We start from the raw sequence: 22223 nt of genomic DNA, 5'->3' as shown, positions 1-22223 counted from the left end.
GCATTCAGAGCAGCGCTCCCCAAGGAAAGCCAACTTCCCCACTTAATTCAAGAGTTAGCCAAAGTCCCGCGAAGTTTCGGAACCGCTCCCGGTACGCCGACCCGCGGGGCGGCGTACCGGCGCAGCATTTCGGCGGCCGACCCCTGAAGTTGTCGGTTGCCACCCTGCGGACGAGGTAGCAACCCACGAGCTCGGGTCGACCGCCGAAATGGTGGAGGTCGGTGCTGGGCTGTGAGAGGGGCGGGCGGCGGGTTACCGCTCGGGCTGTTGGCCGGCGGGGACTGCGTCGGGGTCTGGGTTGGGCGGCTCGGACAGGTCGTCCGGCTCTTCCGGAGTACCGGGCTCCTCGGGCTCTTCCGGAGTACCAGGGTCTTCCGGGGTGCCAGGGGTTTCGTTGTGGGGCGGGAGTTCGGGGAAGGGGATCGGGTCTTCGGTCGGGACTTCCGGGTCCGGGTCGACCGGCTCGATCGGGGTGTTGGGTGCGGACTGGGTGACCAGGGCGATCTGGCGGGACAGTTGCCGGTGCAGCCAGAGGGTGTACGCCTGGTTGCTGACGTCGATCTGGCGGGTCAGCGCCTTGTGCACCCACAGGGCGTACGCCTTGTTGCGGGCCTCGATGAAGTTCTTCAGTTCCGTCATTTGAGCCGGTGTCATAGGAGTCTCCGATGAGCTTCTCGGGGTGAAGTCCCCGCGGGCGATGGCGGCGCGGGCTGCGGGTCCTGGGCAGTCGGTGCCGCCGGGGCGGATGGCCGAGTGCGGCACGATCCTGGTGCCGCGGGGGAACGATCGGCGGAAGTCGGCGACGACCCCGCGGACCGTCGCCTTCATCGCGCTCGACGGCTGCTCGCCGGTGACGAGCACGAGCAGGATCGCGCCGAACTGCTGGTTGAGGGTGAGGTCGCCGTTGGCGCCGGACTGCACACGCAGGCCGCGCAGCACCCAGGCCCGGCCGGCCTGGTCGACGGCGACCTGGTACGCGATGTCGGACCAGCCGCGGCTGTCCATGTGGAACGCCTGCCAGCCGCGCAACGCGGACGCGACGGCGGCCTGGGTGTGGATCGGTCTGGTGGATCCGGTCCCGGGCCAGTGGATCGCGACCCCACGGACCCTCGAGGCGAGCAACCCGCCCGGACCGGACCTCGGTGGCCGGGCACCCCAGGCCGAACGGGGTAGGTAGACGACCATCGGGGCTCCTTGCATTTGGCGGCGCGAGGCCCACCCCTCCGGCAACAGGGAGTGGCGGGTCCCCTACATGCGGTGATTCCCCACCGTACCGCGCCTTCAAACCCCCGCACACCCCGAAGCTCCGAAGAAGCTACCTACCGCAGCCCAGCAGTCGACGCTATTGCTGCTTCGCATCGCCTCGGCGTCTTCCGGGTTAATTGATAGCTCTGCTGGCGTTGCCGCAGGGTCTTGACCGCCGACGACTTCACTCGGACTATGTGGGGTCGGGTTCGCGAGTGGCGGACCCGCAGGGGTTCATGTCGGCTTGTTCCGTTTCCTGACGCCGTGCTTGGGATATTCGCTTCGCTATGGGCGGGCCTGGCGGGTGCCTCATCTTCAAGAATCAAAGGGGTTGGATGGTTTGCGAAACCGTATAGCCACCGCCGTACTACTTGGTGTATCGGTCTTCCTGGCAGTCCTGGGTGGTTTGTTCAGCAACGTTATCTCTGCTGATAGAGCCGACGAGGCGAAGCTGATTGTGAGTCTGATCGTTGGGACAGCCTCTCTTGCTGCCTCGGTTGGCGCGGCCTGGGTGAGCGGCGCCCTCCTTCACCGGGACAAGTGGAGCCGGCGAAGGAACGAGAACGACAGGGGTGACCAGGATGGCTGACACTCAGCGGCGAGATCCCGGCCGGATCACTCCTCACTTCGCCTTGGTCTTTCTGTCCGCCCTTGGTCTAACCCTGCTTTGCGGCGCGGCGATGGTCGTGTTGTCAATCTTTGGGGAAGAGACGGAGGCTATGAAGTCTGCTGTAGGCACGTGCTCGGATATGTTCAAGATGGGCGTAGGGGCTGTTCTTGGTCTCATTGGCGGGAAGGCCGCGTCCCGATGAGGTGGAACCTTCCCGAGTAGGAGCGGAGACGTCGCCGAGGATCAGTTGTGCAGCAGTGGCAGGAGTTGGTTGCCGATTCGGGTGATCTCTTCGCGGTACGGGGTGTCGCTGAGGATGAAGTGGGTGATGCCGAGGTCCTGGTACTTGCGGAGGGCTTTGGCGACGTCTTGGGGAGAGCCGACGAGCCAGGTGGTGCCGGCGCCTCCGCCGCCGTACTTGCCGGGGGCGGTGTAGAGGATGTCGTCCAGTACGTCGCCGCGGTTCGCCAGCTCCAGCAGGCGTTGCTGGCCGACGGCTTTGAAGCGTCGCTCGTCGCGGAAGAAGTCCGTCTCGGACATCCGGGCGACCTTGGCTTCCGCATCCGCCCAGGCTTGGTCGGTGGTGTCGCGGACCAGGGTGGTGATGCGCAGGCCGAACTCGAGCGGCGCGTGCTCACGGCCCACCTCGGACTGCAGGGACTTCAGGCGGTCGATGCGTTCGGCGATGCCGTCGAGTGGTTCGCCCCAGAAGAGCTGGACGTCGGCGTCCGTCGCGGCGACTCGCTCGGCGGCAGGGGAGGCGCCACCGAAGTACAGGCGTGGGTGCGGGCGGCCTTCGCGGGCGACCGGGCGGGTGGCGACGGTCGAGCCGCTGACCGAGAAGTGCTCCCCAATGAAGGTGACGTCCTCCTCGGTCCACAGCCGCCGTACGAGCTGCAGGAACTCCTTGGTGCGGGCGTAGCGCTGAGCCTGATCGCCCTCACTGTCCCCGTACGCCGCCAGGTTGTCCTGGCCCGACACGATGTTGACCAGCAGCCGCCCGTCGCTGAGTTGGTCCAGCGTCGACGCCGCTGACGCGAAATGCGCTGGATGCCAGTAACCCGGGCGGATCGCGACCAGGGGCTGGAAGGTCGTAGTACGGGCGGCCAGTGCGGTGGCGACCGTCAAGGTGTCAGGGCGACCCCACCCGGTACCGAGCAGTGCTCCGCCCCACCCGTGCCGCTCGGTCAACTCGGCCAGCTCCGTCAGCCGGTCCAAGCTGTTGTGGCCTTGGACCGCGTCGTCACCTCGGTGCCCGGGCTCGACCTGGTTGGGGATGTACCACAGCGTCTCGAGGCTCATGGCTAACAGATTATTCCGATGAACTTACTCGACTTAAGCGATCTCAGTCTCCGAGCCAGATGATCAGCCTTGACTTATATTGGATTGGGCTTATATTTAGATCCGTGCACGCCTTCGACGTTCTCGGTGATCCCGTCCGCCGGCGCATCCTCGAGATGCTGGCCGACGGTGAGTTGCCGGCCGGTGACGTCGTCCGCGTGGTCGGCGAGGAGTTCGGGATCAGCCAGCCCGCGGTGTCCCAGCATCTGAAGGTGCTGCGGGAGTCCGGGTTCGCGGGGGTGCGAGCCGAAGGCACCCGCCGGGTCTACTCGCTGAACGCGGCACCACTGCGTGATGTCGACGAGTGGCTGGACCCGTTCCGGCGGTTCTGGGTGCCGCGCCTGGACGCACTCGCGACCGAGATCGCCCGCGGCAAGAAGGCACGACGAGACGGCAACCCGCCGCCACCGACCAACGAACAGGAGCAATCATGACGGAGTCGACCGACCAGCTCATCGCCGGACAGCCGGGAGAGGTCGATCGTGGGCTCACCGTCAAGCGCGACGGGAAGACACAACACACGGTTCAGACCATCAGCCAGGCGTATCCGACCACGGTGGAAGACCTCTGGGAGGCCTGTACGCAAGCGGATCGGCTCAAGCGCTGGTTCGGGCCGGTCAGCGGTGATTTCCGGCTGGGCGGCCGTTACCAGGTCGAGGGAAACGCCTCCGGCGAGGTGATTGCGTGCGAGGCGCCGCGGTTCTACACAGTGACGTGGGAGTACGGCGGTGACTCCAGCCAGGTGACTGTGCGGCTCACGCCGGACGGGGAGGGAGCGCGGTTCACCCTCGAGCACGAGCACACCGGGGACGCCGATTCGGACTTCTGGACGCAGTTCGGGCCTGGTGCCACCGGAGTGGGCTGGGACCTGGCCGTGCTGGGGCTCGCGATGCACCTGATCACCGGTGAGGACCGCCCGGAGGACCCGGAGGCGTTCGGCAAGACAGCTGCGGCGCAGCAGTTCATCCGTACCGTGAGCGAGCGCTGGGGCGAGACGTCGGTACAGGCTGGAACCCCAGAGGAAGAGGCGACTGCGGCCGCCAAGCGCACCACCGCCTTCTACCTCGGCGAGCCAGCAGGCGACTGAAACATGACTGTTGCTGAGGTGATGGCCGAGCTGGCTGCGCTGGAGGACCCGAAGGTCCGCGCGGTGAACGAGCAGCGCGGTGACGACCACGGCGTGAACCTCAGCGAGCTACGCGCTCTGGCGAAGCGGCTGAAGACGCAGCACGATCTAGCCCGCCAGCTTTGGGACACCGGTGACACCGCGGCACAACTCCTGGCGATCCTGATCTGCCGTCCGAAGGCGTTCGAGCCGGGGGAGTTGGACGCCATGATCCGTGCGGCACGGGCGCCGAAGGTGCGGGACTGGCTGGTGAACTACGTGGTGAAGAAGCACCCGCGCTCGGAGGACCTGCGCCTGTCCTGGTCCACCGATCCCGAGCCGGGGGTTGCCGCGGCCGGCTGGATGCTCACCACGGAACGCGTACGCAAGCAACCCGAGGGCCTCGACCTCGCCACGCTGCTGGACACCATCGAGGCCGAGCTGAAGGACGCCCCGGATCGCCTCCAATGGGCGATGAACGAGTGCCTGGGCCACATCGGGATCGACCACCCGCAGTACCGGGCCCGAGCCATCGATATCGGCGAGCGCCTGCAGGTGCTGGCCGACTACCCGACGCCCCGCGGCTGCACGTCGCCGTTCGTACCGATCTGGATCGCCGAGATGGTCAACCGCCAGCAACGCTGACAACAAACACAGCGGCGACCGGCCCGAGGGCCGACCGCCGCTGGTTGTACGTCGTACCGATCAGACGTCGTAGTAGAGCTCGAACTCGTGCGGGTGGGGGCGGAGCTGGATCGGGGCGATTTCGTTTTCGCGCTTGAAGTCGATCCAGGTCTCGATCAGGTCCGAGGTGAAGACGTCACCCTCGAGCAGGAACTCGTGGTCGGACTCCAGGGAGTTGATCACGGCCGGCAGCGAGGTCGGGACCTGGTTGACCGACGCGTGCTCCTCCGGCGGCAGCTCGTACAGGTCCTTGTCGATCGGGTCCGCGGGCTCGATCTTGTTGCGGATGCCGTCGATACCGGCCAGCAGCTGGGCCGAGAAGGCCAGGTACGGGTTGGCCGACGGGTCGGGGCAGCGGAACTCGATCCGCTTGGCCTTCGGGTTGGAGCCGGTGATCGGGATCCGGATGCAGGCCGACCGGTTGCGCTGCGAGTAGACCAGGTTGACCGGCGCCTCGAAGCCCGGCACCAGGCGGTGGTAGGAGTTCACCGTCGGGTTGGTGAAGGCCAGCAGCGACGGGGCGTGCTTCAGGATGCCGCCGATGTACCAGCGGGCGACGTCGGACAGGCCGCCGTAGCCGGACTCGTCGTAGAACAGCGGGTCGCCGTTGCTCCACAGCGACTGGTGGCAGTGCATGCCCGAGCCGTTGTCGCCGAAGATCGGCTTCGGCATGAAGGTCGCGGTCTTGCCGGCCTCCCAGGCGGTGTTCTTGACGATGTACTTGAACTTCATCACGTCGTCGGCGGCGTTCAGCAGCTCGCTGAAGCGGTAGTTGATCTCCGCCTGGCCCGCGGTGCCGACCTCGTGGTGGGCGCGCTCGACGATCAGCCCGCTGGTCTCGAGGTGCTTGGTGATGTCGTTGCGCAGGTCGGCGAAGTGGTCGACCGGCGGCGCGGGGAAGTAGCCACCCTTGTAGCGGACCTTGTACCCGCGGTTGCCACCCTCTTCGACCCGGCCGGTGTTCCAGGCGCCGGCCACCGAGTCGATGTGGTAGTAGCCCTCGTTCTGCTTCGTCTCGAAGCGGACGTCGTCGAAGACGTAGAACTCGGCCTCCGGCGCGAAGAACGCGGTGTCGGCGATACCGGTCGACTTCAGGTACTCCTGCGCCTTGCGGGCGATGTTGCGCGGGTCGCGCGAGTACGCCTCACCGGTCAGCGGGTCGTGCACGAAGAAGTTGATGATCAGCGTCTTGTCCCGGCGGAACGGGTCCAGGTACGCCGTGGTCGGGTCGGGCAGCAGCGACATGTCCGACTCGTGGATCTGCTGGAAGCCACGGATCGACGAACCGTCGAACTGCAGACCGTCCTCGAAGACCTCCGGGCCGAAGGACGACACCGGGACGGTGAAGTGCTGCATGATGCCCGGCAGGTCACAGAACCGGACGTCGATGAACGCGACCCCCTCGTCCTTGACGTAGGCGAGCAGCTCCTCAGCGCTGGAAAACATACATACTCCTCGGGGTGGCTCAGAGATTGTTCTGAACGTAGGCCCTGCGCATTACTCGGCAGTGACCCCAATGTTTCGCGGATGTTACGCCCAGCGTGTCCGCGCTGACCCACTGGTGTGCGGCGGACGGGCAGTGAGATCTCCCGGACCACCTCGTTAGAACCTCCGGCACGAGGCACTAGCCTCGTCATCATGGCATCATCTGCGCAATCCGGGGCGGGACCCACCGAGGAGTACCGATATCCGGGCAACCGGCTCGGGCTGCCCGAGGAAGGGCCGGGGTCAGTTTCCGGCTGGGCCCGCCGGTTCGGCGCCCTGCTCGCCGACTGGCTGCTGGCCGGCCTGATCGCCTCGGCCGTGGTCGGCAAACCGATCTGGGCCGGTGGCAACGACTTCAACACCGCCCAGCTGGTGATCTTCTTTGCCATGTCAGCGATCCTGACCGGCCTGGCCGGCGCCACCATCGGTCACCGCCTGCTCGGCCTGCGGGTGATCCGCACCAAGGGCGGCGGCACCGGGTACGCCGCGCAGGTGGGACTCCTGGGCGGCACGATCCGCACCTTCCTGATCTGCCTGGTCCTGCCGGCCGTCATCTTCGACAAGGACCGCCGCGGCCTGCACGACCTGGCCGCTCACACCATCGTCGTACGCCGCTAGCCGAACCGCTTGGTCAGCAGGATCTGTACGTCGTCCAGGTAGCCGGCCCGGAAACCGGCTTCGGAGTACGCGAGGTAGAACTCCCACATGCGCCGGAAGGTCCCGTCGAAGCCGAGGTCGGCGATGGCGGGCCAGCGCTCGATGAAGCGGTTGCGCCAGATCCGCAGGGTCCGGGCGTAGTCGGGGCCGAGGTGCCGTAGTACCTCGACCTGCAGGCCGGTGTGCTGGGCGGTGACCTGCTCGATCACGTCGACCGACGGGATCAGGCCGCCGGGGAAGATGTACTTCTGTACCCAGGTGAAGGTGTTCCGGGTGGCCAGCATGCGCTGGTGCGGCATCACGATCGCCTGGACCACGGCCTTGCCGCCCGGTGCGAGCCGCCGCTCGATCACGTCGAAGTACACCGGCCAGTACTTCTCGCCGACCGCCTCGATCATCTCCACGCTGAGCACTGCGTCGAAGACACCGATCTGGTCGCGGTAGTCGCGCAGCGCCACCTGCACGCGATCGCTGACCCCCGCATCAGCGATCCGCCGCTGGGCCAGCAGCGCCTGCTGCGAGGCGATGGTGATGGCTGTCACCCAGGCGCCGCGCTGGGCCGCCCGGATCGCCAGGCTCGCCCAGCCGCACCCGATGTCGAGCACGCGGGACCCGGACTGTACGCCGGCCGCGTCCAGGATCGCGTCGAGCTTGCGCAGCTGCGCGTTGGTCAGTTCGTCGTACGACGCCGTCGCCAGGTCGGACTCGGGCTGCTGGTCGAACAGCGCCGCGGAGTACGTCAGCGTCGGGTCGAGGAACTCCGCGAACATCGCGTTGCTCAGGTCATAGTGGCGGGAGATGTTCTCCCGGGCGCCGGCCCGGTCGTTCTCCTGGTCCGACGGTTGCGAGCGGGTCACCAGCCAGCGCAGCGACTGGGCCCACTTCGGCAGCAGATGCCGGTCCTGCTCGGAGCTGAACCGCTCCGCGAACGGCACGAGCAGGTCGGCCAAGTCGGTGCCTGGCGCGGGGTCCCAGTCCCCGGCCAGGTAGGCCTCGCCGAAACCGGAGCCCGCGTCGTGGCCGAGCCGGTCGAGGAACGGGCCGGTCCGGTGGACCAGCATCGCGGGACCGCCCAGCCCGTACCGGCGGTTGTCCAGCGTGATGGTGGCAGGCAGATCTCGCGCGATCATGCGCAACGCGGCGTGCGCGCCGGCCCGGCGTACCGGGTTGGAGCGCGGCGCCGTCAACGACGGCCACGTCTCCACCGCCGGCTCGTGCACGGCGGGGTATAGGTCGGTCATCTGTCTACCTCGGGTTTCATCCGTTCCTGGTCGCACCCTAAGGCCGGATGACGACCAGCGGGTGCGACACGAGGAACGGCACTCGCTAGGGGGCGGGCTCGCCGGCTCGCTGGCCGAAGATGAGCAGGTTGCCGTCGGGGTCCTCGGCACGCGCGATCCGCTCGCCCCACGGTTGGTCGGTCGCTTCCTCGGTGATCCGTCCACCCGCGGCCCGAACGCGCTCGACGGTGGCATCACAGTCGTCGACGTACAGCCACAGCGAGATCGCCGGCGTCCCCGCGGCAGGCTTGTACTCCGGGTCGTGGCCGAGCCCCAGCGCGGCCTTCCCGAAGCGCAGCCCGACGTACGCCGGTGCGCCCTGCGGCGGGAACCGGTAAACCGGCTCGCCGCCGAGCACCTCGGTGTAGAACGGCAGCAGCCGCTCCAGGTCAGCACTGGTCACGATAGGGAAAACGTCGTCGACCACCATTGCGTTACCTCCTCGCTCGAAAAAGGATGTTTGTCACCCTGTCTGACGAACGAGGACCGCACCGATCGACCGCGGATCAGCGACCTGTCAGCGGCCTTTCATGGCCTGCCGGGCGCCCTTCATGCTGGTCGGCACCGGACCCTTGGGCATCGGGACCTGCGGGCGGACGGCGTCGAGCGCCTTCAGCCGCTGGAGCAGGTCGGTGATCTCCGACGGCTGCAGCGCCTGGGGGAGCTTCATCACGTGCTTGGTCAGCTTGCGGATGTCGATCTCGCCCTCGCCGTTGCCGGCGACCAGCTGGATCACCGGCGCGCCACCGGCGACCCGGGTGTGCTTCTTACCCTCGGCGGCGAGCAGGTTCTTCACCCGGCTCGGCTGGCCCTCACCGACCAGCACGATGCCCGGCCGGCCGACGACCCGGTGCACGATGTCGGCGTTCTTGGTGACCGCGACGGCCGGCGTCACGGTCCAGCCGCGGCGCAGCGTCTGCAGCGCGGAGGCGGCCGCACCGGTCTGGCCCTCGATCTGGCTGTACGCCGCCTTCTCGACCCGGCGGCCGAACACGATCGTGGTGGCCAGGAAGCCGAGCGCGACCCCCAGCGGGATCCAGATCAGCAGCGGGCCGACGAAGACGCCGAGCGCGACGAACACGGCCACCACGCCGAGGAAGATCCCGGCGAGGATCAGCCCGATCCGCGGGTCGGACTTCTTGGTCAGCTGGTACGCCGACCGGATCTGCTTGAGCCGACCGGTCTTCTCTGCGGGCGCGTCGTTCTTGGCCATCTCTACCTTTGTCCGTAATTGAGCGAGGTCCTAGGCATCCTGGGCCGCCGACGTCATCCGCGACTCCACAGCCTGACGGTACAGCCGACCGGCCCGGTACGACGAACGCACGAGCGGTCCGGACATGACTCCGGCGAAGCCGATCTCCTCGGCCTCCTCCTTCATCTCGACGAACTCCTCCGGCCGGACCCAGCGCTCGACCGGGTGGTGCCGCACCGACGGGCGCAGGTACTGGGTGATGGTGATGATCTCGCAGCCGGCCTCGTGCAGGTCGGTCAGCGCCTGGCTGACCTCCTCGCGGGTCTCGCCCATGCCGAGGATCAGGTTCGACTTGGTCACCAGGCCGTAGTCGCGGGCCTGGGTGATCACGTCGAGCGAGCGCTCGTAGCGGAAGCCCGGCCGGATCCGGCGGAAGATCCGCGGCACGGTCTCGACGTTGTGCGCGAACACCTCGGGCCGCGAGGAGAACACCTCGGCCAGCTGCTCGGGCACCGCGTTGAAGTCGGGCGCGAGCATCTCCACCCCGGTGTCGGGGTTCAGCGCGTGGATCTGGCGGATCGTCTCGGCGTACAGCCAGGCGCCGCCGTCCTCCAGGTCGTCGCGCGCGACGCCGGTGACGGTCGCGTAGCGCAGGCCCATCTTCGTGACGGACTCGGCGACGCGGCGGGGCTCGTCGCGGTCGAGCGCCTCGGGCTTGCCGGTGTCGATCTGGCAGAAGTCGCAGCGGCGGGTGCACTGGTCGCCACCGATCAGGAAGGTGGCCTCACGGTCTTCCCAACACTCGAAGATGTTGGGACAGCCGGCTTCCTGACACACGGTGTGGAGCTCCTCGGACTTCACCAGCGCCTGCAGCTTCTGGTACTCCGGGCCCATCTTCGCGCGGGTCTTGATCCACTCGGGTTTGCGCTCGATCGGGGTCTCCGCGTTGCGCACTTCGAGTCTGAGCAGCTTCCGTCCTTCTGGGGCGATCGTCACGCCCACCAGAGTACGCGGCGCTCCCGCGACCCCGGCCAGCCCACCCGTAGGCTGGGCCACCATGTCCACCTCCGTGTCCGCCTCGCAGCCCGGAACGCCCCCGGGGACCGGTACGTCGGGCGGCGTGTGGCCGCGTCCGACGCCGGACCGTCGTGGGCTGAACCGGGACATCGCGCTGGGGCTCGGGATGGCCGTCGCCGGGCTGATCGGCACCGAGCTGGCGAAGTCGACCGCGCCTGGTTCGGTGGACATGGGCGCCGGTGGCATCGAGGCGTACGTCCTCAGCGCCGCGATCGCCTTGCCGCTGTGCTTCCGCCGGCGCTACCCGCTGACCGTAGTACTGGTCGTGTCGGTGCTGTTCTTCACGGCGGGGGAGCGGGTGCCGTTCGCGTTCGCCGGGAATCTTGTGACGCAGATCGCACAGTTCATGGCGATGTACACCGCCGTGGCCTGGGCGCAGGACCGCCGCCGGATGAAGATCGTGCTCGTCGTCGTCTTCCTGATGATGTTCTGCTGGCTCTTCTACGGTTTCGTCAAGGCGCTGCAGACGGATGCGATCAAGGGCGCCAACGAGGGCGTGCTGTCGCCGTACGTGTCGTTCGTGGTGCTGAACACCGCGGTCAACATCCTCTACTTCTTCGGCGCCTACTTCTGGGGCCGTACTGCGTGGGGAGTCGCGCGGCAGCGGCACGAGCTCGAGCAGCAGGCCGAGGAGTTGGCTACCCAGCAGCAGGAGAACGCCCGCCGGGCCGTGATCGACGAGCGGCTGCGGATCTCGCGGGAGCTGCACGACGTGGTCGCGCACCACATCAGCAGCATCGGCATCCAGGCCGGCGGCGCGCGCCGGGTGATGGAGTCCGATCCCGAGGCGGCCAAGAACGCGCTGAGCGTGATCGAGGACTCCAGCCGGACCGCGGTCAACGAGATGCGGCAACTGCTCGGCATGCTCCGGGCCGCCGATCCCGAGCTGGACGACGAGCTCGGAGTACCGGTCGGGAAGGCTCCGCAGGCGGGAGCGGACCGGTTGCCGGCGCTGGTCTCGTCGGCGAACAGCGACGTCCTGTCGGTCGGGTTCCACCAGATCGGCCAGCCGCTGAAGTTGCCGGAGACGATCTCGGTGTCGGTCTACCGGATCGCGCAGGAGGCGCTGACGAACGTCCGGCGGCACTCGACCGCCCGCAGCGCGCACGTCACCCTGCGCTACCTGGACGACACCGCGGTCGAGGTCGAGGTGATCGACGACGGGCGCCCGAAGCACGCGCCGGTCGGTAGCCGGCTGGGCCACGTCGGCATCCGTGAGAGGGTCAGCCTGCTCGGCGGCGAGACCGAGATCGGGCCTCGCCCGGTCGGCGGCTTCCGGGTCCGCGCCCGGATCCCGTTGCAGCCAGTACCTCCCGAAGGAGAACCAGAGAATGAGTGAGGCCGGTACGCCGATGCGCGTGCTGCTGGTGGATGACCAGGACCTGGTCCGGGCGGGCTTCAAGATGATCCTGTCGGTGGAGCCGGGCATCCAGGTGATCGGCGAGGCCGCGGACGGCGAGAAGGCGGTCGAGCTGGCGCTGGAGTTGCGGCCGGACGTCGTACTGATGGATGTCCAGATGCCCGGCCTCGACGGGATCGCGGCGACCCAGCGCATCGTCAGCGCGGACGCGGGCAAGGTGATCATCCTGACCACGTTCGACCGGGACGACTATCTGTTCGAGTCATTGGGTGCAGGCGCCAGTGGCTTTCTGTTGAAGAACACCGCTCCCGAGGACCTGGTCGAAGCGATCGAGGTAGTCCACTCCGGCCACGCGCTGCTCGCGCCCGAGGTGACGAGGCGGGTGATCAAGCGATTCACCGGCGGCGGGGAACGCGTCTACCGCCCCGACCTGGTGGCCGACCTGACCGAACGCGAACGCGAGGTACTCGGCCTGATCGCCCGGGGCCTGACCAACACCGAGATCGCCACGTCGTTGTTCGTCGGCGAAGCCACGGTCAAGACCCACGTCTCCCGAGTCCTCCTCAAACTCGGCCTCCGCGACCGCGTCCAGGCCGTCGTCTTCGCCTACGAATGCGGCCTCGTCGTACCGGGCGACGAGCACTGATCTACGAGGACGAGCTGGTCCAGACCTGCTCGGCTTCGGCGAGGAACTGGTCGAACCACGGATCGGAGGGTTGCAGGACGAACTTCGGTTCCCCTTCGGCCTGGTAGGTGTAGTACTCCACGAAGAGCGCCGACGCCGGGCCGCGGACGGCTTGCGGCGTGTCCACGGCGATGACGCCGAGTGGGATCGGGTGCTTCGTCCGGCGTACTTCGAGCTGGCCGCCGGTGGTGTCGGCGAGTTCCGCGAGCAGCCGCAGCGACTGCTCGATCCGGGCTCTGGCCGACTCCGGCGATCGCTCGGCGTAGTACCGCTCGGCAGCAAACTCGACCGCCCCGGACGTGGGTTCGATGAGCAGCATGCGGATCCGGCAACCGCGCTTGAGCCAGCGTTCGAACTTGGCGTAGTGCTGCGTCAGCAGCGTCGTCCGCCCGACGCCGGTGATGAACAAGTCCTGGGCGGACTCCATCGAGCTGAGGAGTTCCGGCCCGAACGACTCGACGAAGGTGGGCCGGGCGATCGCGGCCAGCTTCTGTTGCTGGGTCGGCGGCCAGGGCGTGCCGGCTGTCCAGAGGCGTTCGGCTTCTTCGGTGTAGAAGGTGAACCAGCCGCCGTCCTGTTCTTCGAAGTGCAGGATCGGGCCGGGCTCGGTGGCCGGGCGGAGCTCGGGATGCTGGATCGTGATGCTGGCTGGGTGCGCGCGGCCGCGGAGCAGGTTCACGCCGATGGGTGGGATGAACTGCGCCACCCTGATCTCCAGCTTGCCGTTGGTGCTGTCCTTGAGTTCGGTCAGCTCGTCCAGGGTCGAGCTGATCCGCTGTGACAGCAGCGGGGCCCGGCCGGCCGGGCGGAGCAGCGACGCTTGCCGGATCAGTGCTTCGTCGGTCGGGTCCACCAGCAGAACCCGGATCGTCGCGCCCCGGAGCAGCGCGCGGTAGAAGTCGTCGCGGGCGCCTTGGACGGTGCGCGCCATCGAGATGCCGATGAGCAGCACATCGTCGGCCTCCGCGCGACGCGTGATCAGGTCAGCCGGGAAGTCGCGCAGCAGGACCTCTTTGGCGCCGGTCCGGTCCGTGGCGATCTGGGCGACCAGTTTGCGGGACTTGATCTGGGCGAAGGCCAGCGCGGCCAGCAGCGCGAGGATCGCGGAGCTCAGTACGTTCATGCTGGCCACGTCGATGATGCCCAGCACGGTGAACACCGCTGCCGCGCCGGTGAGCAGCCAGAGGTCGACATTCTCGTCGGTGAGGGCACGATAGGCGGAACGCAGAACCACACGAACTGGCTTCACCCGCCAACTCTAGGGGCGGTGCAGGGGCACCGAGGAGAGTTCCCGCGTGTCAGCCCGTGGGGCACCTGCTCCCCCCTGCGGATGACTTGGGTGATCACCCTGCGGGCCGACGTACTGCGGGGTGCGCGCTGGCTAGCGTGGTGTCCACTCCCCGCGATGGGAGCGGTCCGGGCGGGTGTCCGGTCCAGGGGGCCGGAGTAGTAGAGGAACGGTGAACGGGATGCTGAGCGTGGCTGGGTTGACCCGGCGGTTCGGTGATCACCTTGCGCTGGACGGCGTGAGCTTCGACGTACGGCCCGGCCGGATGACCGGGTTCGTCGGAGCGAACGGGGCCGGCAAGACGACGACGATGCGGATCATTCTCGGCGTGCTCGCGGCCGGGAGCGGTTCGGTGACCTGGAACGGCGAGCCGCTGACGGCCGGCGTACGGCGCGACTTCGGCTACATGCCGGAGGAACGCGGGCTGTACCCGAAGATGAAGATCCGCGACCAGTTGGTGTTCTTCGGCCGTTTGCACGGGCTGGACTCGCTGCGGGCGGGGGAGCGGACCGACAAGCTGCTCGGCCGGCTCGGGCTTGCCGAGCGCGCGGGCGACGCGCTCGAGACGTTGTCGCTGGGCAACCAGCAGCGGGTGCAGATCGCCGCGGCGCTGGTGCACGAGCCGATCGCGCTGGTGCTGGACGAGCCGTTCAGCGGCCTCGACCCGCTGGCTGTGGACGCGATGGTGGACTTGCTCCGCGAAGAGGTCACTCCGCAGGTACCGGTGCTGTTCTCCAGCCACCAGTTGGAGCTGGTCGAGCGTCTTTGCGACGACTTGGTGGTGCTGTCCCGTGGCAAGGTCGTTGCCGCAGGCCCCGTTTCGGAACTCGCGGCCGGGCCGACGACGGCGTACCGGCTGGTGGTCGACGGTGACGCCGGCTGGCTGCGCGACGTACCGGGAGTCGTGGTTCGCGACGTGGCCGGGAGCACGGCGCTGTTCGAGGTCGAGGGTGAGGACGATGGGGGCCTTGTGCAACAAGTTCTGCAGCAGGCGATGAGCCGGGGGCCGGTACTCGAGTTCACCCCCGAGCGACCGGCGTTGAGCGACGTGTTCCGGGAGGCGACCCGATGAGCGAGACCTTGCGGCACCCGTGGCAACTGGTGGCCCAGCGGGAGATCAGTACCAAGATCCGCGACAAGACCTTCCTCGGCTCGACCGCGTTCATGCTGATCGTCGTCCTGGCCGCGATCATCCTGCCGGCGCTGATCGCGGGCAACAAGGGTCCGGACAAGATCGCGGTGGTGGACGACTCCGGCGCCAAGGTGGTGGCCGTCGCCGACTCCATCAAGGGCGGCGACAGCTACGAAGCCACCCGTACTGCGGATGTCGCGGCGGCCGAGCAGCTCGTCCGGAACGGTGATGCGGATGCCGCGTTGCTGCCGGGCAAGGACGGGTTCGAAGTACTGGGTAAGCAGCGCGTCGGCACCAGCCTGAAGAACAACCTGCGCGAAGCGGCCGGAAACCTCGGGATGGAGCAGAACGCGGCGCGCGCCAGTCTGACGCCTGAGCAGTTGCGGGCCGGGACCCAGGTGCAGGAGCGGTTGCTCGATCCCGGGCCGCTGCCCGAGGTCGTTGCCGACTTCGTCAACATCGGTCTCGCGCTGGTCTTCTACATCACCGCGCTCAGCTTCGGGATGATGATCGCGCAGAGCGTCGTGCAGGAGAAGGAGAGCCGGGTGGTCGAGATCCTGGCCGCCGCGATCCCGATCCGGGCGCTGCTGTGGGGCAAGGTCGTCGGCAACACGGTGCTGGCGCTGAGCCAGATCGTGGTGATCGCCGCGGCCTCGCTGATCGGGCTGCTGGCGACCGGACAGGCCGACATCCTCTCGGTGATCGCGCCGGTGGCGGGCTGGTTCGTGGTGTTCTTCGTACTCGGCTTCGTCGCCCTGGCGGGGTTGTGGGCGGTGGCCGGTTCGCTGGCCACGCGGCAGGAGGACCTCGGTTCGACGACGTTGCCGGGGCAGATGGTCCTGATGGTGCCGTTCTTCTTCTCGGCCTTTGCCGGTGCTGAGGCCAAGGAGTGGGCTTCGTTCGTCCCGATCGCGTCCTCGATGGCGATGCCCGGACGGATGCTGACCGAGAACGTGCCGCTGTGGCAGCCGCTGCTGGCGATCGCGATCCTGCTGGTGACGACCGTGCTGGTGGTCCGGCTCGGGGCCCGGCTGTACGAGCGGACGCTGCTGCAGACCGGCCGCCGGCTCGGGTACCGGGAGGCGATCTCGCTCGACGCGTCCTGACCTATCGTGCTGGGACGGCGAGTGTTACATGGAATCTGGATCCTGTGACAAAACCGCAATACGGGATAACTGTGTCCGGACGCCGGAACTCGACTACGGTCACAACGCATGAACGTCGAGCTGCGCCACCTGCGGGTGGTGGTCCTGGTGGCAGAAGCGGGGTCCGTCGGCCGGGCCGCCCGCTGGCTGAAGGTCAGCCAGCCGAGCCTGACCGCGCAGCTCAAACGGATCGAGGCGGCGTTCGGTGGTGCCCTGTTCGAGCGTTCGCGCACCGGGGTCACCCCGACCGCCCTCGGCCGGTACGCCGTGGACCGGGCCCGCGCGATCCTCGTCGACGTGGACCATCTGTCCGCGACGGTGTCGGCGATGACCGCGGTCGAGTCCAGCGCAGTACGGCTGGGCGGCTTCCCGACCGCACCGATGTCGGGGATCGCCAGCCGGTTACGCGATCACGGCGAGATCGAGCAGGTCAGCATCGAGGTCGAGTGGGCCACCAGTGTGCTGTTGCAGCAACTGGAGAGCGGGCGACTCGATTTCGCCTTGCTGCGGGAGTTCCCGGGCTTTGAGCTGCGGTTGCCGACCGGTGTCGACGCGTGCACGATCGTCGAATCGGAGTCGGCGTACGTCGTACTGGCTGCTGATCACCCGAAGGCGGTGGCCAGCCGGCATCGCGGTGAGATCGACCTGGCCGAGCTGGCGGACGAGGAGTGGATCGGGGAGCCGCCGGATGACAGTGGCTTTCATGTGCTCTTCCGCGCTGCTTGCGAGCAGGCGGGGTTCCAGCCGAAGATCGAGCACCACTCGGTGGACACCTCGGTGGTGATGGGCTTTGTCACGAGTGGGCAGGGGGTAGCGCTGATCTCGCCGACGTCGTACCGGATGCTGTCCAGTGACGTGGTCACCCGGCCGCTGGCCGGCGACCCTATCCACCGGCGGCTGATGATTGCCTGGAGCACCGATTCACCGCGGGCGCAGATGGCCGGGGATGTGTGCCAGATGGCGGTGCACGCTTATGACGAGGCGTTCGCCGAGCATGCTCGGTGGGGGCAGCACCAACGCATGCATGTTGCCTGAAACGTAGAACAGCCCCGCATCAGCGGGGCTGTTCTACGTTCAGGACCGGAACTGGCCGGGGAACTCCATCATCGTTTGCTTCGGGGGAGTCTCGAACGCGCCGACGTGGAACTCGCCGGTGTCATCGACATCCGGCGGATCCATCCGCTCCCGATACTGCTGCCCAACCTCTTCCCGCCGATTGAAAGCAGCCTGCGGCCCCTTGGGCTCCTGAGGCTTCGACTGCTTGGGCTCGTTGACCGGCATCGGCTGCGTCTCTTCCACTCCCGCCGGCATCTGCTGGGTGGCAGCCTCTTCCGCGCGGTCCTTCTGCGGTTCACTCACCGGCACCTGCTGCGTCGCAGCTTCTTCCGCTCGCGGCTCATCCATCGGCGCCTGCTGCGTGGCAGCTTCTTCCGCGCGCGGCTCATCCACCGGCACCTGCTGCGGAGCAGCCTCTTCGGCCTTCTCCGTCTGCGGCGCCACACCCTGGGCGGCTCCCGGGCCACCAGCCTGCGGCGTACCGGCTTCCGATGTTCCGCCTGCGACTCGCGGCGCGACCTGCTTGGGTTTCTCGGGCTCGGGCACCGGTACCGGCTGCGGAGCCTCCTCCTCAGCTTGCGGGGGAGCGGCAACTACCGTCTCGTCCGCATCGGAGCCGTCGGCAACCGTCTTGTCCGCGGTCGGCACCATCACCGTCTCGTCGGCATCGGTGGGAACCAGCCTCGTCTCCTCGGCCTCGTCCTCCGGCGTCTCGTCCCGGTCAGCCGGCATCACCGCAGTACCAGGGGCGAACTGCGCCGTCTGCTCGTCCGCCTGACTGCGCGGCTTGAACGGCGTCGGCTCCTCCTCGAACAGGTCGTCGTAGCTACTGTTCCCGAAGTTGCTCGCGAACCGGCTGTCCGGCTGGTAGTCGCCCCCGGCAACCGGGTACGCCGCCGGAGCTTCCGGCACCTGCTGCGCCTGCGCCGCCGCCTCCTGCTCGCGCTGCAGGCGCTCCGCCTCGGCGCGCTCACGCCGGCGCTGCTGCACCGTCCGCACGATCGACTGGATAGCGAAGACCAGCGAGATCACCGCCAGGATCGGCACGACGCCGTTCAGTGTGTACTGCTTGATCCCGTCGATCATCCCCGTGGTCACCCCGGGGACGTCGTTGAGGAAGTTCGTCATCCGGTTGGGGATCCAGTGCACGGTGTAGATCATCGCGCCGAAGGTCAGCGCCGCACCGAGTGCCGCGGCACCCGAGAAGTACGACGCCACGGTCCAGAAGATCAGCGCACCGATGCCATAGGCAAGCGCCATCTCCTTCGCGTTCAGCTTGATACCGCCGTCCGCCGCGAGGACACCGAACATGGCCGGCCCGACGAGCGCTACGGCGATGCCAAGGAGGAAGCCGAGAAATTTGGACACATCCCCACCGTAGCGACGTTTACGCTCCGCACAGCGACGACACTTCGCGCAATCTTTACGTCTCCACCGGCGGTTCCCGCAGCGTGATCTCCCGGCAACACAAACCAGAACTCCGGCTTCGGCAGAATGTCCGGTATGAGCAGATCGGGTTTGCGGGTGATGACCTGGAATCTCTGGTGGCGCTTCGGACCGCAATGGCGCCAGCGCCAGCCCGGCATTCTCCAGACGCTCGAGCTGGTGGATGCCGATGTCGTGGCCCTGCAGGAGGTCTGGGGCGCGGACGGGACATCGCAAGCACACGAATTCGCTGCCCAGCTCGGCATGCACGCGGCGTACGCGGCCCCGTCCTTGCCGCCCTGTCCCGATCCACCCGAGACCCCGGACCAACGCGACGTCGAGATCGGCCTTGGCCTGTTGAGCCGCTGGCCGATCATTTGGTCCCGACAGGTAGAGATGCCAGCGCGACACCGCATCCCGCCAGTCGCCCTACTCGCCGCTGTCGACCATCCAGCCGGCCCCTTGCACGTCGTAGTGGCCTGCTTGGAGTGGGAGCCCGCCTACAACGACGACCGCCTAGCCCAAGGCCAGGCCTTAGCTGACCTAGCTACAGACCCCGCCCTAGACGGCCCACTGCCCGTACTAGTCGCCGGCGACCTCAACGCAGCCCCCGACAGTCCAGTACTACGCCCGCTCGCCAACACCATGACCGACGCCTGGGCAGCCGGCGGCGGAGACCCAGAAGCCGTAACCCTGAGCTCAAGCCACCCGTTCGCCCCAGTCGAGGCGGAGGAACTAATCGACCAACGAATCGACCACGTCTTCATCCGCCCAGGCCACCCCTTGCAGCAACTCACAGTCACCCAAGCAACCCTCGCCGGCCACCCAATAGCCGGCCTAGACCCCTCAGACCACAGAGCGCTCGTCTGCGACCTCCACTGGCAATAACACCCTTCAGGGCACCGGGTCGCCCGCCGTCACCAACATGACCAGCAACACGACGACTGCCCCACCGAGCCCCACCATCCACCCAAATGCCGCAGTACCGAACAGATCCCGCTCGTCCCACCCGAGCAAACCAGCCACCGCAACCACACCGCCCCCGCCACCGGCAAGCAGCCCCGGCACCAGCACCCGCGGCGCGAAACACACCAACAGCCCCCAGCAACCCAACCGCGCACCCCCAAACGCCAAAGCCCGCCCCTCACCACCCCGACGCCAAAGCCCACCCCCTACCGCCCCTGACGCCTCCCCATCCGTCAAAGCCGAGGCGCGACCTCGCTCGCCCTTCACCGAGGCTCGGCCCCCCCACGCATCAAAGCCGAGCGCGATCTCGCTCACCTTCACCGAGGCTCGGCCCCTCACGCATCAAAGGCGAGGCGCGACCCGCTCACCCCTTATCGAAGCCCGGCTCCCCACCCATCAAAGCCGAGGCGCGACCCGCTCACCCCTTATCGAAGCCCGACTTCCCACCCATCAAAGCCGAGGCGCGACCCGCTAACCCTCACCGAAGCCCGGCTCCCCACCCATCAAAGCCGAGGCGCGACCCGCTCACCCTCACCGAAGCCCGGCTCCCCACCCATCAGAACCCGGGCCCGCTCCCGCTCACCCCTCACCGACGTGCGACCCCGCTCACCGTTGACCCAGAGACCCGCTACGCCCGCCCCGCACCGACGACCGGCTCCCGATCGTCCACCGCAACTGACTGCGCCGACCGCCTGGGCACAGCGTCTCGACGAGTAGACCGAAGGTCAGACGGTGAGGCCGTAGGTGATTCCGGTGGGGGTGGGCTCGTTCTCCTGACCCAGGTCGGGAGTGCGCTCATAGTCCTGCCAAGACAGCAGCACCTCGAGGTGACGTCGTACCGGAGCAAGCACCTCCGCGATCGGCACCTCCCGACCGAGTTCCTTCGACAGTGTGGTGACGTCGGCATCCGAGATCCCACACGGCACGATCCGGTCGAACCAGCTCAGGTCGTTGCCACAGTTCAGCGCGAACCCGTGCATCGTCACGCCCTGCGCCACCCTGATCCCGATCGCCGCGATCTTGCGCTCCCGCCCACGCTCATCCGCGGGCACCCACACTCCGCTGCGCCCCTTGACCCGCCCGGTCCGTACGCCGAGGTCCGCGCAGACCGCGATCAACGCTTCCTCCAACCGGCGTACGTAGTCCACGACATACACATGTGAGGCGAGCTTCACGATCGGATAACCGACCAGCTGACCCGGCCCATGCCAGGTGATCTTGCCGCCACGATCGACGTCGACCACCGGCGTACCGTCCAGCGGTCGCTCGTGTGGCTCGGTGCGCTTGCCGGCCGTGTAGACCGGCGGGTGCTCGAGCAAGATGACCGTGTCGGAACCGGTGCCCTCGGCAACCTCCGCGTGCAGGCGCCGCTGCTCGGCCCACGCCTGCTCGTAGTCCACCGCGTCGGCTCCGAAGCCGGCCTCCACAAACTTGATAGCCCTCACGCCTTCGAGTGTATGCGTCCGATCCGCCGCCCGTTCGCCGCCATCCACAGGCCCACGGTCCGGTAGCTGCCTGTGGATAACTTCCGGAGCGCCGACGCCGATCCGGGCACTCTCTTGGGTATGGCACTCGAAGACCTCTCCGGCTACAGCCTGCGCCGAGGGCTCGGGTCCGGTTCAGCCGGTACCGTCTGGCTGCTCCGGGACCTGGCCACCGGGCGGCACGCTGTGCTCAAACGCATCCCCAAGGCCGCCGTCGCGGCCCCTGACGACTTGCTCGCCGACCTCGAACTCGTCCGCACTATCGACCACCCCCACATCGCCCGGCTGCTCGAAGTCAGGGAGTCCGACCGCGAGTGGCTCCTCTTCACCCAGTACGTCGCCGCGGGCACGCTGACGTCGCTGCTCGAACGCCGTGGCGCCCTCTCACCCGGCGAACTCGTGACGCTGATCAGCCCACTGGCCGAAGGCCTCTCCGCCTTGCACAGCAGGGGTCTGACCCACGGCCATCTCGGCATCGGCGACATCATGTTCGACGCCGACGGCCGCCCGGTCATCACCGACGCCGGCCTCCGAACCCAAGCCCCACCCAGCACCCCCGAAGCCGACCTCACCGCCCTCAGCACCATCACCTACCAAGCCGGCAGCGACCCCCAAACCTTCCCTCCATCCCTCTTCACCGCCCCGGCCCACACCCTCACCCACCAATCCCTCCTCCGCGCCCACCCCCTCCCCATCCACCTAGGCTTCACCAAAGACAACCCCACCCCCACGACCTCACCAACCGAGCCACCCACCCCCACCTCAACCCCAGCGTCAAGCCCATCGCCCAGTAATGTCACCCCAACCCCGCACTCCGAGACCGGGCTTGCGCCTGCCGCGACCTCCCCAACAGCGCCGACAACCAAGACCACCGCCCCACCCACCTCGCCGTCCGCACCCGCTGTCGCGCCCACCCCGCCCGACCCACCCGCCACGCGGCCCGCGTCCGCTGTCGCGCCCACCCCGCCCGACCCACCCGCCACGCGGCCCGCGTCCGCTGTCGCGC

22 protein-coding genes are annotated in these 22223 nt (G+C 67.9%); 11 read left to right on the top strand and 11 right to left on the bottom strand.

Features of this window, described 5'->3' with window-relative positions; all coding sequences use genetic code 11:
- Positions 1–252 precede the first annotated feature (252 nt).
- Positions 253–1185 (bottom strand): peptidoglycan recognition family protein, encoded by a 933-nt coding sequence (locus AB0F51_RS36175; RefSeq protein ID WP_360287696.1) that lies wholly within the window; start codon positions 1183–1185, stop codon positions 253–255.
- Positions 1186–2098: 913 nt separating this feature from the next.
- On the bottom strand, positions 2099–3157 hold the full coding sequence (locus AB0F51_RS36170) for an LLM class flavin-dependent oxidoreductase (RefSeq protein ID WP_360287694.1): 1059 nt from the start codon (positions 3155–3157) through the stop codon (positions 2099–2101).
- 104 nt (positions 3158–3261) lie between these two features.
- On the opposite strand from AB0F51_RS36170, the gene AB0F51_RS36165 reads away from it, so the two are divergent.
- Genes AB0F51_RS36165 through AB0F51_RS36155 form a run of 3 tightly spaced genes read left to right on the top strand, consistent with a single transcriptional unit; the run spans position 3262 to position 4946 of the window.
- Positions 3262–3630: a metalloregulator ArsR/SmtB family transcription factor gene (locus tag AB0F51_RS36165; protein ID WP_360287692.1), complete on the top strand. Its 369-nt coding sequence runs from the start codon at positions 3262–3264 to the stop codon at positions 3628–3630.
- On the top strand, positions 3627–4283 hold the full coding sequence (locus AB0F51_RS36160; protein ID WP_360287690.1) for an SRPBCC family protein: 657 nt from the start codon (positions 3627–3629) through the stop codon (positions 4281–4283). Before AB0F51_RS36165 ends, AB0F51_RS36160 begins: the two co-directional genes overlap by 4 nt.
- Positions 4284–4286: 3 nt before the next feature.
- The gene (locus AB0F51_RS36155) at positions 4287–4946 is read left to right on the top strand and encodes a DNA alkylation repair protein (protein WP_360287688.1); all 660 of its coding nucleotides are present in this window, start codon (positions 4287–4289) and stop codon (positions 4944–4946) included.
- 60 nt (positions 4947–5006) lie between these two features.
- Here AB0F51_RS36155 and glnA read toward each other — a convergent pair whose 3' ends face one another.
- Positions 5007–6431 carry a type I glutamate--ammonia ligase gene (glnA, locus tag AB0F51_RS36150; RefSeq protein ID WP_360287686.1) on the bottom strand — a complete coding sequence of 475 codons (1425 nt, stop codon included), beginning with the start codon at positions 6429–6431 and terminating at the stop codon, positions 5007–5009.
- 192 nt (positions 6432–6623) lie between these two features.
- Between glnA and AB0F51_RS36145 the strand changes: the two genes are divergently transcribed.
- On the top strand, positions 6624–7088 hold the full coding sequence (locus tag AB0F51_RS36145) for an RDD family protein (RefSeq protein WP_360287684.1): 465 nt from the start codon (positions 6624–6626) through the stop codon (positions 7086–7088).
- Here the strand turns inward: AB0F51_RS36145 and AB0F51_RS36140 are convergent.
- The 4 genes from AB0F51_RS36140 to lipA form a co-directional block, all read right to left on the bottom strand.
- A complete protein-coding gene (locus AB0F51_RS36140) occupies positions 7085–8368 on the bottom strand; it encodes a cyclopropane-fatty-acyl-phospholipid synthase family protein (RefSeq protein ID WP_360287682.1) in 1284 nt (427 codons plus the stop codon). The two genes, AB0F51_RS36145 and AB0F51_RS36140, sit on opposite strands and share 4 nt — an antisense overlap.
- Positions 8369–8453: 85 nt before the next feature.
- A complete protein-coding gene (locus AB0F51_RS36135; RefSeq protein WP_360287680.1) occupies positions 8454–8837 on the bottom strand; it encodes a VOC family protein in 384 nt (127 codons plus the stop codon).
- Positions 8838–8924: 87 nt separating this feature from the next.
- Entirely contained in the window at positions 8925–9620 is a 696-nt protein-coding gene (locus tag AB0F51_RS36130) for a DUF4191 domain-containing protein (RefSeq protein WP_360287678.1), read from the bottom strand.
- Between the two features lie 30 nt (positions 9621–9650).
- A complete protein-coding gene (gene lipA, locus AB0F51_RS36125; protein ID WP_360287676.1) occupies positions 9651–10595 on the bottom strand; it encodes a lipoyl synthase in 945 nt (314 codons plus the stop codon).
- A 61-nt stretch (positions 10596–10656) separates the two neighbouring features.
- On the opposite strand from lipA, the gene AB0F51_RS36120 reads away from it, so the two are divergent.
- Both AB0F51_RS36120 and AB0F51_RS36115 read left to right on the top strand, forming a co-directional pair.
- Positions 10657–12015 (top strand): sensor histidine kinase, encoded by a 1359-nt coding sequence (locus tag AB0F51_RS36120; protein ID WP_360287674.1) that lies wholly within the window; start codon positions 10657–10659, stop codon positions 12013–12015.
- Positions 12008–12682: a response regulator transcription factor gene (locus tag AB0F51_RS36115; RefSeq protein ID WP_360287672.1), complete on the top strand. Its 675-nt coding sequence runs from the start codon at positions 12008–12010 to the stop codon at positions 12680–12682. Before AB0F51_RS36120 ends, AB0F51_RS36115 begins: the two co-directional genes overlap by 8 nt.
- Position 12683: 1 nt before the next feature.
- On the opposite strand, the gene AB0F51_RS36110 is transcribed toward AB0F51_RS36115, so the two are convergent.
- The gene (locus tag AB0F51_RS36110; RefSeq protein WP_360287670.1) at positions 12684–13970 is read right to left on the bottom strand and encodes a hypothetical protein; all 1287 of its coding nucleotides are present in this window, start codon (positions 13968–13970) and stop codon (positions 12684–12686) included.
- Positions 13971–14190: 220 nt separating this feature from the next.
- Between AB0F51_RS36110 and AB0F51_RS36105 the strand changes: the two genes are divergently transcribed.
- The 3 genes from AB0F51_RS36105 to AB0F51_RS36095 all read left to right on the top strand — a co-directional run bounded on the left by AB0F51_RS36105 (position 14191) and on the right by AB0F51_RS36095 (position 17321).
- Entirely contained in the window at positions 14191–15081 is an 891-nt protein-coding gene (locus tag AB0F51_RS36105) for an ATP-binding cassette domain-containing protein (protein ID WP_360287886.1), read from the top strand.
- Positions 15078–16247 carry an ABC transporter permease gene (locus tag AB0F51_RS36100; RefSeq protein ID WP_360287668.1) on the top strand — a complete coding sequence of 390 codons (1170 nt, stop codon included), beginning with the start codon at positions 15078–15080 and terminating at the stop codon, positions 16245–16247. Before AB0F51_RS36105 ends, AB0F51_RS36100 begins: the two co-directional genes overlap by 4 nt.
- A gap of 108 nt (positions 16248–16355) precedes the next feature.
- A complete protein-coding gene (locus AB0F51_RS36095; protein ID WP_360287666.1) occupies positions 16356–17321 on the top strand; it encodes a LysR family transcriptional regulator in 966 nt (321 codons plus the stop codon).
- A 39-nt stretch (positions 17322–17360) separates the two neighbouring features.
- Here the strand turns inward: AB0F51_RS36095 and AB0F51_RS36090 are convergent, their stop codons facing one another.
- Positions 17361–18710 (bottom strand): hypothetical protein, encoded by a 1350-nt coding sequence (locus tag AB0F51_RS36090; protein WP_360287664.1) that lies wholly within the window; start codon positions 18708–18710, stop codon positions 17361–17363.
- Between the two features lie 135 nt (positions 18711–18845).
- Here AB0F51_RS36090 and AB0F51_RS36085 point away from each other — a divergent pair, with 135 nt between their 5' ends.
- A complete protein-coding gene (locus AB0F51_RS36085) occupies positions 18846–19655 on the top strand; it encodes an endonuclease/exonuclease/phosphatase family protein (protein ID WP_360287662.1) in 810 nt (269 codons plus the stop codon).
- A 6-nt stretch (positions 19656–19661) separates the two neighbouring features.
- Here AB0F51_RS36085 and AB0F51_RS36080 read toward each other — a convergent pair whose 3' ends face one another.
- Entirely contained in the window at positions 19662–19793 is a 132-nt protein-coding gene (locus AB0F51_RS36080; protein ID WP_360287660.1) for a hypothetical protein, read from the bottom strand.
- A gap of 665 nt (positions 19794–20458) precedes the next feature.
- A complete protein-coding gene (gene lipB / locus AB0F51_RS36075; RefSeq protein WP_360287658.1) occupies positions 20459–21178 on the bottom strand; it encodes a lipoyl(octanoyl) transferase LipB in 720 nt (239 codons plus the stop codon).
- Between the two features lie 120 nt (positions 21179–21298).
- Here lipB and AB0F51_RS36070 point away from each other — a divergent pair.
- Positions 21299–22223: protein kinase (locus AB0F51_RS36070; RefSeq protein WP_360287656.1), on the top strand; the 925-nt coding region annotated here is incomplete at its 3' end.

The organism is Kribbella sp. NPDC023855, from assembly GCF_040639475.1.
Classification (GTDB): domain Bacteria; phylum Actinomycetota; class Actinomycetes; order Propionibacteriales; family Kribbellaceae; genus Kribbella.
This window is presented reverse-complemented; position numbering and strand designations above follow the sequence as displayed.